A 17160-nucleotide genomic window follows, 5' to 3' on the forward strand; every position below is an offset into this window, starting at 1 on the left:
AATTATTACAATATTTATATTACTATAATCACGAAAGACCACATCAGGGAATTGATGGAAAAAAGCCAATTGAAATGATAAATCCGTTACCGAAATAAGTGACTTTTACAGAAATGACAAACTGCATGGAAACTTTATCAAAAAGCTTCGCGTCTTTGCTCCCGATAGCTATCGGGATTGCGAGATTAAAAATAAAAACTTCGAGTCTTCGTGCCTTTGTGGCAAAAAAAACTTGATTAAAAATTTAACATTCCAAAAAGGCATTCAGTAGAAAAATGAAGCCTTACATTTTCTTTTTCTCATTTTCAATCACCAATACATCATAAGGTTCTAAATGGTACGGCTTCTCATCAATTGTAATAACTGTTTCATTGAAAGAAAATAAAATCACTATTTCAGCATTACAATTCTGATTGCCATTTACTATTTCCAGTTTATGATTGGATATTTTTTCAGAAACCATCCAATTAAAATCAGTGCCTTTGGTGAAAGAAGTTACTTCATCATCCGAATTAAATTCCATGATTTCATACTTCTTATATTCTTTTTTCGCTTTGTTTACCTCAACATCTAATTCGTTATCAAGCATAACCAAGTATCGGTAATAGCCTTTAAATTTGGTAAACTCTGAAGGCACTTCCTCAATTGTAGCACTGCTTATTCTAAACCCAAAATTTCTATCGGCATAAATGGCTGTTTTTGGGTAGATTATAATTTCATACGTCAATCCGCCGCTCCAAATAGAGGGTTTAGTATTTTTTTAGAGAGAAGCTGTATGTTCACTTATTGAATGTTTTATAAGGTCAAAAAAAACTTCGCGACTTTGCCCCCGATAGCTATCGGGATTGCGAGATTAAAAAAACTTCGTGCCTTCGCGCCTTCGTGGCAAAAAAACTTAAATACTTTTCTCCAAATAAATAAACTCCAAAGGTTCAGCAGAAACTGTAGTATGAATTTCACTCTCAGGAAAAGCTTCACGTTTTCCTGTATCTACATAACCATGACGTTTGTACCACGCCACAAGCTCTTCACGAACTGAAATTACTGTCATAATAATACTTGATAATCCCAAAGATTTTGCATGATTTTCGGCTTCAGCCAAAAGTTTTTTCCCGATTCCGCTGTTTTGAAGTTCTGGCGAAACGGTTAGCATTCCTAAATACAATTGATGTCCTTTTTCAACCAATAAAACCGAACCGATGATTTTGTCATTTTCTGTAAATTTCAGAATTGTATTTTTTGGATCAAGAAAGATTTCGGTCATTTCCTGTTCGTCGGTTCTTTTTCCTTCTAGTAAATGCGCTTCGGTTGTCCAGCCTTTTTTAGAAGTTTCGCCTCTGTATGCTGAGTTTATTAAGATGGTTAATGCTGGAATGTCTTCTAGTATTGCTTTTGTAATCATATATTTTGTGAAATGTGAAATGTTAGATGTTAGGTGTAAAATTACATTAGAAAATGGCTTTAGCCTAATCTTTTTAATTAGGACACAGATTTAACGGATTCGTTATCACGAAGACGCGGATTTACACTGATTAAATTAAAAAATCCTTATAATTCGCGCTATCGGAACAGCTTTTATTAATAACGGTGTTCCGTGATCGATCTTACAAAATTGTCTGCTAGTGTTAGTCATGAAGCACTTTATACAACTCATCCAACAATTCCATTTCATCGGAAGGCAAAAGCTGTATTGCGATTTCAAGGAGAAGCATAACATCAATGGCAGTTTTAGAATCTTCCTGTTGAAGCGTGTTAATACTTGTTCTTAATAGGGAAATAATGGTTTGCATTAATTCGTTGTAACACGATATCGTCATTTTGGTTTTAAAAGAGTTTCTGTTCTTTTTACTGGGTTTTAATTGTGTAAAATAGTTAACTCTGGCTGCAAATTCTAAAAAATCGGTTATAGATAATTTACTTGATTCTGTCATGGCTTATAGTTTTAATTGATGTAAAAATCTTACTTTTGTGTAATTAGCGGCAAGTAAGCCAGAGATTTTGAGTTACAAAAATATTTACGTTTGTGTATCACAAATGGGCTTAGTTTTTTACAAAAATCTATTTTTCCTTAAGAATTTTAAATATCTTTGAATTATGAGTACAGCAACAAAACCAAAACATATCGGCAGAAATATAAGCCGTATCAGAGAGCTTAAAGATATGAAGCAGGATGCACTGGCATTGGCTTTAGGCATAAGTCAGCAGATGGTTTCGAATATTGAAAACAGCGAAACGGTTGACGAGCAAAGATTAATTGAGATTGCAAAAGCCCTTGGAGTTTCTGTTGAAGCCATTAAAAACTTTTCGGAAGAAGCTGTTTTTAATATTATTGGAAATACCATTCAAGATAACGGAACGCTTTCGACTGTAACAGGTAATTACAATTGTACTTTTAATCCTTTAGATAAAGTAGTTGAACTTTACGAACGTTTGGTGCAAGCTGAAAAAGATAAAGTGGAGTATTTGGAGAAGTTATTGAACGGGAAATAAACGATTTAGAAGATATATTAAAATGCGAAGAGACCTTTGGATGAGGTCTCTTTTTTTATGTCCTGTTGCTAGCGCGAGCGTCTCACTCGTGAACGTTCCAATTGGTTTTTGAATTTCTTTGTGTTCACGAGCGGGATGCACGCGCTAGCAGGGAAGAAAATCTAAATCTTCTATAATTTTTATTTGTTTTATGAGAGATGATAAAAGAAAAAATTTGTTGCAATGATTATTATAAGTATTTCTTTAAATGATCGGAAGAATGTTTTGTTAAAATAAGTTTGTTATTAAATCATATTAATTACATTTGTTTTGAAATTGAGAAAATTTCTCAAATTAAAACTATTAAATATGTTGTTAGAATTCACAGTTGGGAATTTCTTGTCATTTAAAGAAAAAAAGACATTTACTTTAGAAGCTTCTAGTATTACAGAATATAAAGACAATGTAGTACAAGAAGGTAAATATAAAATACTTCGTTCAGCAGTTATTTATGGTGCAAATTCTAGTGGTAAGAGTAATTTTATTAAAGCTCTAGAATTCATGGTTAATACTGTTAAAAATTCTTCGAAGTTAAATTCAACTGATAAATTAAATGTAAAGCCTTTTTTACTCAATAATAAAACGGAAAATCTTCCTACTCATTTTGAAATCTTGTTTACCAAATTTGGGAATAGATATAGATATGGATTTGAACTAGATAATGATCAAATTCATGAAGAATGGCTTTATATTTTAAATAAAAATTCAAAAAAAGAAACTTTGTATTTTATTAGAAATATTAATGGAATTGGTGTTTCAGATATTTTTGAAGAGGCAAAATCGTTTATTGAAAATACAAGAGATAATGGTTTATTTTTATCATTGTTGGATCAATTGAATATAGAAATAGCCAAAGATATTATGGGAAGCTTTTCTTTTGTATATGTTCAATCAGGATTAGAACACGAGCGTTCAATTTCAATGACTTCTGCTCTTCATGAGAACGATGATTATGAAGATATTGTAGATAAATTTATTAATAGATTAAATCTAGGTTTTAAAAAATTTATTATAGAATCGGATTCTAATAAAAGTTTCAAAAAAAGAATTAATACAATTCACAATATTTTTGATGATAAAGGCAACAAGGTTGGAGAGCGAGAATTTAAATTGATAGATCATGAATCTTCTGGTACAAATAAACTCTTTGATATCTCTGGATATATTGCTTTGACACTTTATTTTGGATTACAGCTATTTATTGATGAGTTAGATGCAAAACTTCATCCTATTTTAACTCAAGAGATTATTAAATTATTCAATAACCCGGAAACAAATCCAAAAAAAGCTCAATTGGTATTTACAACTCATGATACAAATTTATTGGGGGCAAAACTTTTCAGAAGAGACCAAATTTGGTTTGCTGAAAAAAATGAATTTGAAGCTACGGATTTATATTCTCTACTTGAGTTCAAAGATGAAGAAGGTAATACGATTAGGAAAGATAGAAGCTTTGAAAAAGATTATATAATGGGACGTTACGGAGCTATTCCTTATATTTCAAACTTTCAAGAGATTTAATCTTATGGCAAATATTATTAAAATTGATAATGCTGTTCTTAAAAGACAAAAAAGAACTGAAAAAAAACGAAAACAAAATACTAAAGAAGTAAGAGTTTATTTTTTGATAGTTTGTGAGGGAGAAAAAACTGAACCTAATTATTTTAAATCATTTAAATCAAATGTAAAATCATTTGTTTATACAATTGATACTTTAGGAGAAGGTTCTAATACCAAGGATTTAGTAAAAAGAACTATTAAGGCAAGAGATAAATCAAGTCAGAAATATGACAGGGTTTGGGCTGTTTTTGATAGGGATAGTTTTAATCCTGATAATTTTAATGGAGCGATCCATTTGGCAAATAGTCAAGATATTAATGTTGGATGGTCTAATGAAGCTTTTGAACTTTGGTATTTATTACATTTTCAATATCGAAACACTTCAATGTCAAGAGAAGATTATAAAAAAGCGATTGAAGATGAGATAAATGCTAGAATAGCAAAAGAATCAAAAAGTAAAAAGCCAAAAAAATTTGAGTACAAAAAGAATAGTACAGAAATGTATAATCTTTTAGAAAAATATGGTAATCAAACTCAAGCGATAAAATGGGCTGAAAAGTTGATCGCAACACATACCTGTGAAAATTATGCTATTCATAATCCTTGCACTCTAATTCATCTTTTAGTTAAGGAATTAATTGGAGAATCAGAAGAATTAATTAAAGAAATTAAAGATAGAGATGCTTAATTTTCTTTAGTCTTTTCATAAAAAAAAGCCAAGAATTATGTTCAATAGTTCTTGGCTTTTTATTTTATATAAAAAAAATTATCCCAAAAAGGCCTTCAACTCCTCATAAGTACCAATCTTCACACTAACTTTCTCCTCATTAATAACACTCTCAATTTGAGCAGGAATAGGAAGTGTAATTCCTAAAGCAGGTTCAACAACATCTAAGAATTTAATAGGATGTGCTGTTTCTAAGAAAATACCAATGGCGTTAGGGTGTTTTTCTAGTTCTTTTTTCAAACCTAAATAACCAACAGCACCGTGAGGTTCTGCAATGTAACCGTCTGTGTTATAAATTTTCTTTAGCGCTTCAAGCGTTTCTTCATCGGTATAACTATAAGAAGAAAAGTCTTTTTCGAAAGCTTTTAGGTCGTTGTTGTACAATTCCTGAATTCTAATAAAGTTACTTGGGTTTCCAACGTCCATGGCGTTAGAAATTGTGGCTTTAGAAGGTTTCGGGTCGTATTTTCCGTTTTCTAAGAATCTTGGCACCGTGTCGTTTACGTTTGTAGACGCAACGAAATGCTCAATTGGCAAACCTAATTTCTTTGCCATAATTCCGGCACAGATATTTCCGAAGTTTCCGCTTGGACAAGAGAAAACCAAAGGTTTGTTTTGGCTTTTCAAAGCTTTGTAAGCAAAGAAGAAATAAAACATTTGCGGTAACCAGCGTGCAATATTAATCGAGTTTGCAGATGTCAAGTTTTTATGCGCTAAAGTTTCATCCAAAAACGCTTTTTTCACCATATCCTGACAATCATCAAAAACACCGTCAACTTCAAGCGCTTTTATGTTTTGCCCTAAAGTAGTCAATTGTTTTTCCTGAATATCGCTCACTTTTCCTGACGGATATAAAATGACAACATCAACGCCATCAACGCCAAGAAATCCGCTGGCAACGGCTCCGCCTGTATCTCCAGAAGTAGCTACCAAAACGGTGTTTTTAGCGTCTTTTTTATCTTTATTGAAATAACCCAAACAACGCGACATAAAACGCGCTCCAACGTCTTTAAACGCCATTGTTGGCCCGTGGAATAATTCTAACGAATAGATTCCGTTTTCGACTTTCACAACAGGGAAATCAAAAACTAAAGTTTCAGCAATGATTTCTTTTAGTTTTTCTGCCGGGATTTCATCGCCGACAAATTGTTTAATCGCTTCAAAAGCGATTTCTTCGTGGCTTAAACTTTCAATTTTATCAAAAAAAGAAGGATCAAGCGGTGTAATGCTTTCCGGGAAATATAATCCTTTGTCAGTTGCTAATCCTTGTATAACAGCTTCTTGGAAAGAAACTTTTGGGGCATTATGATTTAAACTGTAGTATTTCATTTTTTTGTTGCTTTAGGCAGTAAGCTTTAGGCTTTAGGCTTTTTTGCGTGGCTTTAAGCTTTAGGCAGTAGGCTTTATGCTTTTTTCTTAGTTTTACATTTTTTCGCAAAGGTTTTAAGCTTATTGCCTAAAGCCTATTGCTTACAGCGTCCCGTGCTAAAGCACGCGGACACCATCAGGGTTGATTTTCGAGACGTGAATTTCATACGGTAAATTCATTTTTTCGTACACTTCGCTCATGGCTTTTGCTATTTGGTCGGCGGTGTTTTTTCCTCGGCTTAAAGCGAAGATTGATGGACCAGAACCTGAAATTCCAGAACCTAAAGCGCCGTTTTCGTAAGCCGTTTGTTTAATTTGATCGAAACCTGGAATTAAAACACTTCGTAAAGGTTCTACGATTTCGTCATGAAGCGAACGTCCGATTAAATCGTAATCTTTGGTGTAAAGACCTGCAACAAGTCCGCCTACATTTCCCCATTGCATAATGGCGCTTTTTAGGGAAACGTTTTGTTTTAAAACCGAACGTGCGTCAGACGTTTTCAATTCAATTTGCGGGTGAACCACTGTTGCATATAATTCTTCTGGACTGTCAATTCTAATAATATCAAGCGGCGCATAACTTCTTACCAAAGTAAATCCGCCTAAAAGGGCAGGAGCAACGTTGTCGGCATGCGCGTTTCCGCTGGCTAATTTCTCGCCCTGCATCGCAAACTGAACCAAATCTTTACGAGAATAAGGTCTTCCTAATAATTCATTAATTCCGAAAACCGCTCCGGCAGAACTTGCAGCACTGCTTCCGATTCCGCTTCCAGCTTTGATATGTTTATAAATTTCGATTTCGAATCCGAAGTCTAGTTCATCCAAAGTTTCTAACATTGCCAAAGCCGCAACTCCAGAAACGTTTTTTTCGGTTTCCAAAGGCAAATCGGCACCCACAATTTTAGTGATTCGAACTCCTTTTTGATCGACTTTTCGAACAATCATTTCATCGCCCGCATTGTCTAAGCAAAGTCCAAGTACGTCAAATCCGCATGAGAGGTTGGCGATAGTTGCTGGGCAAAATAGTTTAATTTCCATTTTTAAGGTTCTGAGGTTCTAAGATGCTAAGATTCTAAGGTTTCTGTAGCAACTTTTTATTTTTTAGTTTCTAAGGTTTCGAGATTCTAAGAGGCTAAGATTAGTTTTTAAAAAAAAAACTCAGAACCTTAGCATCTTAGAACCTTAGCATCTTTAAATATTTCCTATTCTAATAACGTCAGCAAAAATTCCTGATGCTGTTACTGCTGCTCCTGCACCGGCTCCTTTGATCAATAAAGGCTGATCTACGTAACGATCTGTGTAGAACAATACAATATTGTCTTTTCCTTCTAAATTGTAGAAAGGATGATCTTTTGGAATGAATTGCAGACCTACGCTTGCTTTTCCGTTTTCGAATTGCGCCACGTATTTCAATCTTGAATCTTTGGCTAAAGCTTCTTTGTAAATGTTTTCAAAGTGCGAAGCATGTTTGATTAACGAAGCAAAGAAATCGTCGTTGTTTGTTGTTGCTAAACATTCTGCAGGCAAGAACGATTCGTTTGCAATGGCATCAATATCCATTTCGTAACCGCTTTCGCGAATTAAGATCAGGATTTTACGCGCCACGTCGATTCCGCTTAAGTCAATTTTCGGATCTGGTTCTGTGAAACCTTGAACTCCAGCTTCTTTTACCACATCGTGGAAAGAATTGTTTTCGTCAAAATTGTTGAAAATGAAGTTCAAACTTCCAGATAAAACCGCCTGAATTTTATGCACTTTATCTCCAGATGCAATCAGATTTTTTACCGTATCGATAATTGGCAATCCCGCACCAACATTCGTTTCAAATAGGAAAGGAGCGTTGTATTGACGAGATAAGCTTTTTAATTTTTTATAGTTGTCGTAAGCAGAAGAACAAGCAATTTTATTGCAAGTTACAACGGCAATACTTTCTTTTAAGAATTTCTCATAAGCTTCAGAAACTGTTGCGTTTGCAGTGATGTCTACGAAAATACTGTTACGTAAATTCAGTTCTTTTGCTTTTTTGATGAATTCTTCAATGCTTGCTGGTTGACCTTCGCTTAAAGCGGCATCCCAATTTTTTAAAGAAATTCCGTCTTCATCAAATACCATTTTTCTTGAATTAGACAAAGCAATTACGCGAACGTTGATCTTTAAATTGTCTTTTAAAAACTTTCTTTGGTTGTGGATCTGCTCGATGAATTTTTCTCCCACATTTCCAACTCCCATTACAAATAGGTTCAGCTGTTTTGTGTTTTCTTCGAAGAAATTCTCGTGTAAAGTATTCAATGCTTTTTTAACGTCTCTTTCGTTAATTACAGTCGAAATATTTCTTTCAGAAGCACCTTGCGCAATGGCACGAATGTTTACGTTGTTTTTTCCTAAAGTAGAGAACATTCTTCCGCTTAAACCTTGGTGGTTTTTCATGTTTTCGCCAACAAGAGCAATAATGCAAAGGTCTTTTTCTACATAACAAGGATCGATTTTGTTTTGAGAAATTTCGATTTCAAAAGCGCTGTTGATTGCAGCTTCTGCATTATCAGCATCAGAATTCAAAATTCCGATACAAATTGAATGCTCAGAAGAAGCCTGAGTAATAAAAATTACGTTGATTTTTTCCTGAGACAATACTTCAAACAAACGTCTAGAAGAACCCGAAACTCCAATCATTCCTGGACCTTCAAGAGTTAAAAGCGAAATATGATCGATATGGCTAATTCCTTTTACAACAGTATCTTTTGATGAAACTTGATTCGAAATCAAAGTTCCCTCAGCTTCTGGCTCAAAAGTATTTTTGATTAAAATTGGAATGTTTTTTCTTAAAACGGGCTGAATTGTTGGTGGATACAACACTTTTGCACCAAAGTGCGACAATTCCATTGCTTCTTGATAAGAGATGTTTGAAATTGGCTGTGCCTGCTTTACAATTTTTGGGTTTGCAGTAAACATACCGTTTACGTCAGTCCAGATTTCCAATTGTTCCGCATTGATTGCTCCCGCGATAATGGCGGCAGTATAATCTGAACCTCCGCGACCTAAAGTCGAAGTGATTCCGTCAAGAGTCTGCGCAATAAATCCAGGCATGATATTGATTTTCGCTTCATTCGAACCAAAATATTCCTGAATCAATTTATTTGAAACTTCGAAGTTTACAACTGCTTTTCCGAAGTTATTATCTGTTTTAATTAATTCTCGACTGTCTTTGTAAACCGCATCTTTACTAATTTGCTCATAAGCTTTAGCAATAATGAATGACGATAGCAATTCGCCAAAACTTAAAATTGTATCGGCAGTTCTAGGAGATAATTCACCAAGTAAGAAACACCCGTCCAATAAAGTTTCTAAATGGTTAATGATTCTTTTTACATGGCTTAACAAACTGCTTTGCTCGCTTACCGGAATCAGTTCTTTTAGTGTATCAAGGTGTTTTTTCTCGATTTCAGCCACAACATCTCTAAAGCTTTCGTCGTTTGCCGCTGCTTTTGCTGCCGCTGATTGCAATAAATCGGTTACTTTACTAAGAGCAGAAACTACTACAACTAATTGATCCTGCTTAGATTTTTGATTGACAATTTCGAGAACGAGTTTTATATTTTGAGCATTGGCAACCGAAGTTCCGCCAAATTTTAATACTTTCATTTTGTGATATTTTTTTCTTTTGATGCAAATATTTTTATGTATCCAATAACTCTCTTCTTTCAAGAAAAAAGTATAGGTAACCTAGGATTATATGTAAAAATGTATACCCCTAAGGGGTAGTAGTTGTTGTAGTAGTAATAATGGTAGCAGCAATTGCAACTCCTGTTTGAGTTGTAATAATTGTAGATTGATATTTTATGCTGTTACTTTTCATTTTTGATTTTTCAAAAGTACAGCTTTTTATATGAGTTAAAAACTTAGAAGGCGTTTTTACGAATATTTTAATAATTCAAATCTCTATAAATCAATATTGAGTATTTGTTAAAATTGAATATGCTAAATTGATGTTTTGATATATTTTGGATCGCTTTTTTTTGGAATTTAGTCAGTGCAAATGATTGATGTTTAACTCAAAAAGACCTTAAAAATGAGATATAACAGTATATTTTGATCTGAAAAGCGATTTGAAATAGTTAAACCGCTTTTAAAGAAATCTTAATTATTGTGATAAAATGTTGCTTTTTAATATTGATTTGTTGAATTTTGGCGTTTAAAATTTACAATCATCATGAGAGAGATCCATTATATAAGTTCAGAAACGATTACTTTAGAAACATTACAAGAAATTTTAAGCCAAAATAAAATACTTGAATTATCTGAAGAAGCTAAAGTAAATGTTCAGAAATGCCGCGATTATTTAGATAAGAAAATGGCATCGCATACTGCACCAATTTACGGAATCAATACTGGTTTTGGGTCTTTATATAGTGTGAAAATCTCTAATGAAAACTTATCTAAGCTTCAAGAAAACTTAGTAAAATCGCACGCTTGTGGAACAGGAGAGGAAGTTCCTGCTGAGATTGTGAAGATGATGCTTCTATTGAAAATCCAATCTTTAAGTTACGGACATTCTGGAATTCAGTTAGTCACATTACAACGTTTAGTTGATTTTTATAATAATGATATTCTTCCAATAATATATACTCAAGGTTCGCTTGGAGCTTCAGGAGATTTAGCTCCTTTGGCACATTTGTCTTTGCCTTTAATTGGAGAAGGAATCGTATTATTTGAAGGAAAAAAGGTAGCTTCTGCCGAAGTTTTAAAACATTTTAATTGGGAACCGATTGTACTTCAATCCAAAGAAGGTTTGGCTTTATTGAACGGAACTCAGTTTATGAGTGCTTATGGAGCTCATATTTTAATTAAAGCATATAAGTATTCGTATTTGGCAGATTTAATTGGAACTATTTCTCTAGAAGGTTTTGATGGAAGAATCGAGCCATTCAACGAATTGATACATTATATACGTCCGCACAAAGGACAAATCGTAACGGCACAAAGAATAACTGAATTCTTAGACGGAAGTGAAATTATCGCTCAGGAAAAGAAACACGTTCAAGATCCGTATTCTTTCCGTTGTATGCCACAAGTTCATGGAGCTTCAAAAGATGCAATTGATTATGTTCGAAAAGTATTCAAAACAGAAATCAATTCGGTAACTGATAATCCTAATATATTTATAGAAGCCGATCAGATTATTTCTGGTGGAAATTTCCATGGACAGCCTTTAGCATTAGCTTTAGACTTTATGGCAATTGCTTTGGCAGAATTAGGAAGTATTTCTGAAAGAAGAACCTATCAGTTAATTTCGGGACTGCGAAATCTTCCAGCATTTTTGGTTGATAATCCAGGATTAAATTCTGGTTTCATGATTCCACAATATACTGCAGCAAGTATTGCAAGTCAAAACAAGCAATTGGCGACGCCTGCAAGTATCGATAGCATTGTTTCAAGCAACGGACAAGAAGATCACGTAAGTATGGGAGCAAACGGAGCAACAAAAGCCTTACGTATTTTAGATAATTTAGAACGTATTTTGGCAATCGAATTATTAAATGCGTCTCAGGCAATTGCCTACAGAGAGCCTTTAAAATCAAGTGATTTTATCGAAATGTTCTTAAACAGCTATAGAGAAGTTGTGCCTTTGGTAAAAGAAGATAGAATCTTACATAATGACATAGAAAACACGGTGTTATTCCTTGAGAGTTTTCAAATTGAAAACGATTTGTTAACAATGGCTTAACACTGAAACGTGTTATTGAAGGTAATTTTGCGCTATCAAAAATAAAACAATGTCAATAAACAGTATTTTCCAATTTTTAGTGCCGAAAGACAAAAAATTCTTTCCACTTTTTGAAGAAGCTTCTAGCAATTTAATTGAATTAGCTTCTAACTTACACGAAGCTGTAAATTTACCATTAAAAGAAAGAGAAATTCTTTTTCAAAAGATTGACGAATTAGAACAAAAAGGAGAAGACATTACACGTCAGACTAACCTTGAGTTAAGCAGAAACTTTATTACTCCATTTGATAGAGAAGACATTCACACGTTAATTACTTCAATTGACAACGTTGCAGATTACCTTCATGGTGCATCTAGCCGTATGAGATTGTATCAAGTTGATAAGATTACAAAATCTATCAGAAAGATGACAGAAATCAACCTTGAAGCTTGTCAAAACATTGACAGTGCTGTAAAAGAGTTGAGAAACTTACAAAACTTTAAAGTTATTAAAGATGCTTGTGCTAGAATCAACAAACTAGAAAACAAGTCTGATAACGTATATAACAAAGCAGTTTTTGAAATTTTTGAAAACGAAACAGACGCTAAAAATATTATTAAATATAAAGAAGTGTTATCTGTTTTAGAATCAGCAACAGACAAATGTAAGAGTGTTGCGAACATACTAGAATCTATTTCTGTAAAACATTCTTAATTCAATTTTTCAATCTGAAGTTATAATTTTATGACGCTACTTATATTAATTATAGTACTTGCCTTAATTTTTGATTACATCAATGGTTTTCATGATGCGGCAAATGCTATAGCGACTGTTGTTGCAACAAAGGTTTTGACACCTTTTCAGGCGGTTGTCTGGGCAGCATTTTTTAACTTTCTGGCTTATTGGGTTTTTGGATTTGGTGTTGCGGATACTGTTGCCAAAACAGCGCACACAATGGAAATTAACCTTGTTGTTATCCTAGCCGGAGTAATTGCAGCAATCTGTTGGAATTTATTGACTTGGTGGTTAGGAATCCCTTCAAGTTCTTCGCATACCTTAATTGGAGGTTTTGCAGGAGCAGCTGTAGCGCACGCTATTGCAGTTCATGGCTTCTCTGGATATGTTGGAGAAGACGGAGCAACTCACTACTGGTATGAAATTGTAAGCTGGTATAAGGCCGGTAAAGATGGCGGAATGCCCTCGGGAGTCCTCATTATTATTGCATTTATTGTATTAGCACCGCTTTTAGGAGTTATTGCTTCTTATTTAATTTCGATTTGGCTGTTAAATGCTTCTCGTAAAAGTATCGGACCAAAAATATTTACTGTAGCTTTAATGCTTGCAACGATTTGGTTTGTTTACGTTCAAATGGTTTCTTATGAAGAAATTTTAGAGCACGGAAAACCTCGTTTCGAATCTCATTTCTGGAGCGTTGTATTCGATTCTCATAATATTAAATGGTTCTTAGTTGCTTTCATTATCTTGACAGTAAGCGCATTTTGTTTAATATTCAGCAGTTTAAATCTTCATCAGGCCGATGCTGCTTTAAAGAAAATGCAATTATTATCTTCTGCGGCATTTAGTTTAGGTCACGGAGGAAACGATTCTCAAAAAGTAATGGGTATTATTGCTGCTGCTGTAGCAGTTTATATCAATACTAATCCAGGAGTTCATATGGATGCTTGGTTAGATGTTGTGCTTCCAAATGACGACGCAGGTATTAAAGGTGTAATGCCAAGCTGGATTCCCTTAGCGTGTTATTCTGCAATTGCAGCAGGAACTTTGAGTGGTGGATGGAAAATTGTGAAAACAATGGGTTCTAAAATCACTAAAGTAAGCTCGTTTGAAGGTGTTGCAGCAGAAACTGCAGGAGCTTTGACACTTTACTTTACAGAACACTTAAAAATTCCAGTAAGTACAACACATACTATTACAGGATCTATTATTGGAGTTGGATTAACAAAACGTGTTTCTGCCGTTAGATGGGGAGTTACAGTAAGTTTAATCTGGGCTTGGATCTTAACTATTCCAATTTCAGCTTTATTGGCAGGTTTGGTTTATTTTATTCTAAGCGTCTTTATTTAATCTGAGAAAATGAATTTTGTAAAATGTGAAGAGTAAATCACATTTTGTTAATATAGAAAACCGATTTCAAATCTGAAATCGGTTTTTTTTGTTTAATTTGTTTTAAAGTGAAACAATAAAAACTTTTGTAGGTTATAGATAAAACCGATTTCACAGACTTTTGTAAATGGCTTAATATTTAAAATAATGAAGAGAATAATTTTGTTGGTTTTGATGCTGATTGTAAAAACTGGTTTTGCTCAGGCAAATGACAAAACTTTTAAATATGGTTTTGTTGATCAGACAGGAAAAGAAATAGTTCCTTGCAAATACGACGGTATTACTGCTTTTGAAAATGGGTTTGCTGTTGTGCAATTAAAAGGCAAAAGCGGGGTGGTTGATAAAACTGGGAAAGAAGTAATTCGCTGTATTTATGATGAAATAGTTAATAAGCAGAATTGGATAACTGTAAGCAATAAAAATGCTAAAACTCAATATTTAATCAAGTCTTCAGATATTTTGCTAACTAAAAAATACGATGATGCAAAAACGTTATCTCCAGAAATTACAGCTGTAAAACTAAATAATAAATGGGGTTTTATAGATGTGGTTGGAGAAGAGATAACTCCGAAATATGACGAAATAATTGACTTTGCGGATCGATTTGCAGTTGTGAAATTAAATGGCAAATTTGGTATTGTGGATCAGATAGGGAAAGAGGTTGTTACTCCAATTTATGATCAAGTTCAAAATTTTAAAGAAGGTTTCGCAGTAGTAGAGTCCAATAATAAGTTTGGAGTAATTAGTGAAGAAGGGAAAATTATAGTGCCTGTTAAGTACGATATGAATTTTTATTTTAAGGATAATGTATTTATTGTAAAGCAGGAAAATAAATATGGCATTTTGGATAACGATGGAAAAGAAATCGTTCCAATAAAATACGATTTTATGGTTTTAAATGATGACTTAATTCAAGTGAAAATAGGCAATAAATACGGATTGATTGATAAAACAGGAAAAGAAATTGCTCCAATTAAATATGATGCAATTGAATCGTTTAAAGACGGAATTGCTGTGGTAAAGTTGGATGGGAAATATGGTTTTATTGATAAAGAAGGAAAAGAAATCGTAGTGCCTAAATATGAAAAAGCAGATGATTTTAAAGATGGTTTAGGTGTTGTTAGAATCCAGATCGGAAAATAAAAATCAAAACTTTTGAAGGTTTTTATGATTGTGTTTTCGTTTATAATGCGTCTGCTTAAGGTGTTTCTGGTCTTTTGAAATAATACTTATTGTTCCGTCAATCTCAAGCATGGCAAGTTTAATGTCTGTTAGATGTTCTAAACCGTGTTCGCGTGCGGCTTCTTTTAGTTCTTCGTGTGAAACATCTAATCTGCTTAAAGTTTTAAAATCTAATATGCCATCATGAATTAAGATTTCGGGTTTGTCAAGTAGCAAATCGCCAAGAGTTTTGAATCTCTTTGTCAATTTCTTAATAGCAAAGTTGATTGAAAATAAAACCAAAGCTGCGATTAATCCTCCAATTAAACTTGTATCAGGTCCGACCATTGCATTCTGGACGGCGTTGCTGATCAATAAAATTAGAATTATGTCGGCAGTATTTAATTGCGAAAGTTCTTTTTTTCCGAATACGCGTAAAGCAATTGTCATAAAGAAATAGACAGCAACACTTCGTATAACAATATCTAAATAAGGAAAAGTCATGTTTTTTATTTTAAAGTTAAATAAAAAAGCTTTGCTAAAGTTTTAAACTTTGGCAAAGCTGCTAAATTATTTATGAGAAATTAAGTTTAAATGAACTTAATTATAGTTTAAAATTCTTTTCAATCGCTCTAATCATTTCTCCTGCCACATCTTTATTTGTTGCGCCTTCAATTCCTTCAAGACCTGGAGAAGAGTTTACTTCAAGCAATAATGGGCCTTTAGAAGAGCGAATAATATCAACACCAGCAACTTTTAAATCCATTGCTTTTGCGGCTTTTATGGCGATCTTTTTTTCTTCGGCAGTTACTTTAATGACAGATGCGGTTCCGCCTAAGTGAATATTAGCTCTAAATTCGCCAGGCATGGCTTCGCGTTGGATTGCGGCAACCACTTTTCCATCAATTACAAAACAACGAATATCTTTTCCGTTGGCTTCTTTAATAAATTCTTGAACTAAGATATTGGCATTTAAACTTTTGAAAGCATTGATCACACTTTCTGCAGCTTTTTTGGTTTCGGCTAAAACAACGCCTTTTCCTTGTGTTCCTTCTAATAATTTTACAATTAAAGGAGATCCGCCAACCATTTTAATTAAATTGTCCGTATCAAGCGGAGAGTTGGCAAATCCTGTAGTTGGAATGTCGATTCCACTGTTTAAAAGTAATTGCAGTGAATATAATTTATCTCTCGATTGCGTAATTGCTGTAGCTGAATTTAGTACAAAGACTTTTAAAGCTTCAAATTGACGTGTCAAAGCGCAGCCATAAAAAGTAATGCTTGGTCGGATTCTTGGAATAATAGCGTCAAATTCGTTTAAGATTTTACCGCCTCTATAATGAATTTCGGGTTTTTTAGCGTCTAGTTTCATGTAGCATTCTTTAATATTTAAGAAATGCATCTCGTGCCCACGCATTTCACCTGCTTCCATGATTCTTTTATTGCTATACAATTCTGGATTACTGGCTAAAAGACCAATTCGTAAACCTGTCGTTGCTTTTTCTGAGTTCTGGTATAATTCTTTTAAAGATTCTGCTGTAGGCTGTCCTAAAAGGTATTTTTGTTCTGGATCGACTAAAACCCTTCCGCTCATCGCTTCGCGTCCTAAAAGCATTCTAAATCCCATAGAATCGCGATTTGTTAGAGTCATTTCTATTGGCCATTTTGCATCGCCAATTTTTAAGTTGGTTTGGATCACATATCGATGTTCTCTAAATCCGCTCGAACTTTTTACAATTCGTTTGTCAACCAAAGGAGCTTCGCAATGAATAATGGTTTTGATATTATTCTGAATCGGGTTAATGTCGAATTTTACCCAATTCGCATCATTTTTTATAAAAGGAGCTATGTTTAAAGCGTGCATTGCCGAAGTTTTGGCGCCAGAATCTACACGAGCCTTAATTGTCGGGATTCCTAGTTCTGGAAATGAGCACCATTCTTCGCTGCCTAAAATGACTTTGTTTTGAAGCATATTTTGTTTTGTATTAT

15 protein-coding genes are annotated in these 17160 nt (G+C 33.8%); 7 read left to right on the forward strand and 8 right to left on the reverse strand.

What is annotated here, in order from left to right; translation table 11 throughout:
• Positions 1–283: 283 nt before the first annotated feature.
• From AC5ZCW_RS20470 to AC5ZCW_RS20480, 3 genes are all read right to left on the reverse strand, one after another.
• Positions 284–727 carry a HutD family protein gene (locus AC5ZCW_RS20470; protein ID WP_496121493.1) on the reverse strand — a complete coding sequence of 148 codons (444 nt, stop codon included), beginning with the start codon at positions 725–727 and terminating at the stop codon, positions 284–286.
• A 168-nt stretch (positions 728–895) separates the two neighbouring features.
• A complete protein-coding gene (locus AC5ZCW_RS20475) occupies positions 896–1402 on the reverse strand; it encodes a GNAT family N-acetyltransferase (RefSeq protein ID WP_496121494.1) in 507 nt (168 codons plus the stop codon).
• Positions 1403–1625: 223 nt separating this feature from the next.
• Positions 1626–1931 carry a hypothetical protein gene (locus tag AC5ZCW_RS20480; protein ID WP_129748557.1) on the reverse strand — a complete coding sequence of 102 codons (306 nt, stop codon included), beginning with the start codon at positions 1929–1931 and terminating at the stop codon, positions 1626–1628.
• 163 nt (positions 1932–2094) lie between these two features.
• On the opposite strand from AC5ZCW_RS20480, the gene AC5ZCW_RS20485 reads away from it, so the two are divergent.
• The 3 genes from AC5ZCW_RS20485 to AC5ZCW_RS20495 all read left to right on the forward strand — a co-directional run bounded on the left by AC5ZCW_RS20485 (position 2095) and on the right by AC5ZCW_RS20495 (position 4777).
• On the forward strand, positions 2095–2490 hold the full coding sequence (locus tag AC5ZCW_RS20485) for a helix-turn-helix domain-containing protein (protein ID WP_111424207.1): 396 nt from the start codon (positions 2095–2097) through the stop codon (positions 2488–2490).
• 348 nt (positions 2491–2838) lie between these two features.
• Entirely contained in the window at positions 2839–4050 is a 1212-nt protein-coding gene (locus AC5ZCW_RS20490; RefSeq protein WP_496121495.1) for an AAA family ATPase, read from the forward strand.
• Between the two features lie 4 nt (positions 4051–4054).
• Positions 4055–4777, forward strand: a complete 723-nt coding sequence (locus AC5ZCW_RS20495; RefSeq protein ID WP_496121497.1) for an RloB family protein — start codon at positions 4055–4057, stop codon at positions 4775–4777.
• 78 nt (positions 4778–4855) lie between these two features.
• On the opposite strand, the gene thrC is transcribed toward AC5ZCW_RS20495, so the two are convergent.
• The 3 genes from thrC to thrA form a co-directional block, all read right to left on the reverse strand.
• Positions 4856–6145 carry a threonine synthase gene (gene thrC, locus AC5ZCW_RS20500; protein ID WP_343589129.1) on the reverse strand — a complete coding sequence of 430 codons (1290 nt, stop codon included), beginning with the start codon at positions 6143–6145 and terminating at the stop codon, positions 4856–4858.
• Positions 6146–6301: 156 nt separating this feature from the next.
• Complete coding sequence (locus AC5ZCW_RS20505) at positions 6302–7222, reverse strand: homoserine kinase (protein ID WP_496121499.1); 921 nt, start codon at positions 7220–7222, stop codon at positions 6302–6304.
• Between the two features lie 153 nt (positions 7223–7375).
• Positions 7376–9823, reverse strand: coding sequence for a bifunctional aspartate kinase/homoserine dehydrogenase I (gene thrA, locus AC5ZCW_RS20510; RefSeq protein ID WP_496121501.1), 2448 nt, complete (start codon positions 9821–9823; stop codon positions 7376–7378).
• 568 nt (positions 9824–10391) lie between these two features.
• Between thrA and hutH the strand changes: the two genes are divergently transcribed.
• The 4 genes from hutH (at position 10392) to AC5ZCW_RS20530 (ending at position 15153) form a co-directional block, all read left to right on the forward strand.
• Positions 10392–11906 carry a histidine ammonia-lyase gene (gene hutH, locus AC5ZCW_RS20515; protein ID WP_496121503.1) on the forward strand — a complete coding sequence of 505 codons (1515 nt, stop codon included), beginning with the start codon at positions 10392–10394 and terminating at the stop codon, positions 11904–11906.
• Positions 11907–11955: 49 nt separating this feature from the next.
• Positions 11956–12600, forward strand: coding sequence for a DUF47 domain-containing protein (locus tag AC5ZCW_RS20520; protein ID WP_008462731.1), 645 nt, complete (start codon positions 11956–11958; stop codon positions 12598–12600).
• Between the two features lie 30 nt (positions 12601–12630).
• Positions 12631–13971 carry an inorganic phosphate transporter gene (locus AC5ZCW_RS20525; RefSeq protein ID WP_496121505.1) on the forward strand — a complete coding sequence of 447 codons (1341 nt, stop codon included), beginning with the start codon at positions 12631–12633 and terminating at the stop codon, positions 13969–13971.
• 186 nt (positions 13972–14157) lie between these two features.
• Entirely contained in the window at positions 14158–15153 is a 996-nt protein-coding gene (locus AC5ZCW_RS20530) for a WG repeat-containing protein (RefSeq protein WP_496121507.1), read from the forward strand.
• Positions 15154–15156: 3 nt separating this feature from the next.
• Here the strand turns inward: AC5ZCW_RS20530 and AC5ZCW_RS20535 are convergent, their stop codons facing one another.
• Entirely contained in the window at positions 15157–15675 is a 519-nt protein-coding gene (locus AC5ZCW_RS20535; RefSeq protein WP_496121509.1) for a DUF421 domain-containing protein, read from the reverse strand.
• A 100-nt stretch (positions 15676–15775) separates the two neighbouring features.
• Entirely contained in the window at positions 15776–17143 is a 1368-nt protein-coding gene (gene rimK / locus AC5ZCW_RS20540) for a 30S ribosomal protein S6--L-glutamate ligase (protein WP_095930862.1), read from the reverse strand.
• Positions 17144–17160: the final 17 nt, after the last annotated feature.

This window comes from Flavobacterium sp. PLA-DH12 (assembly GCF_059511845.1).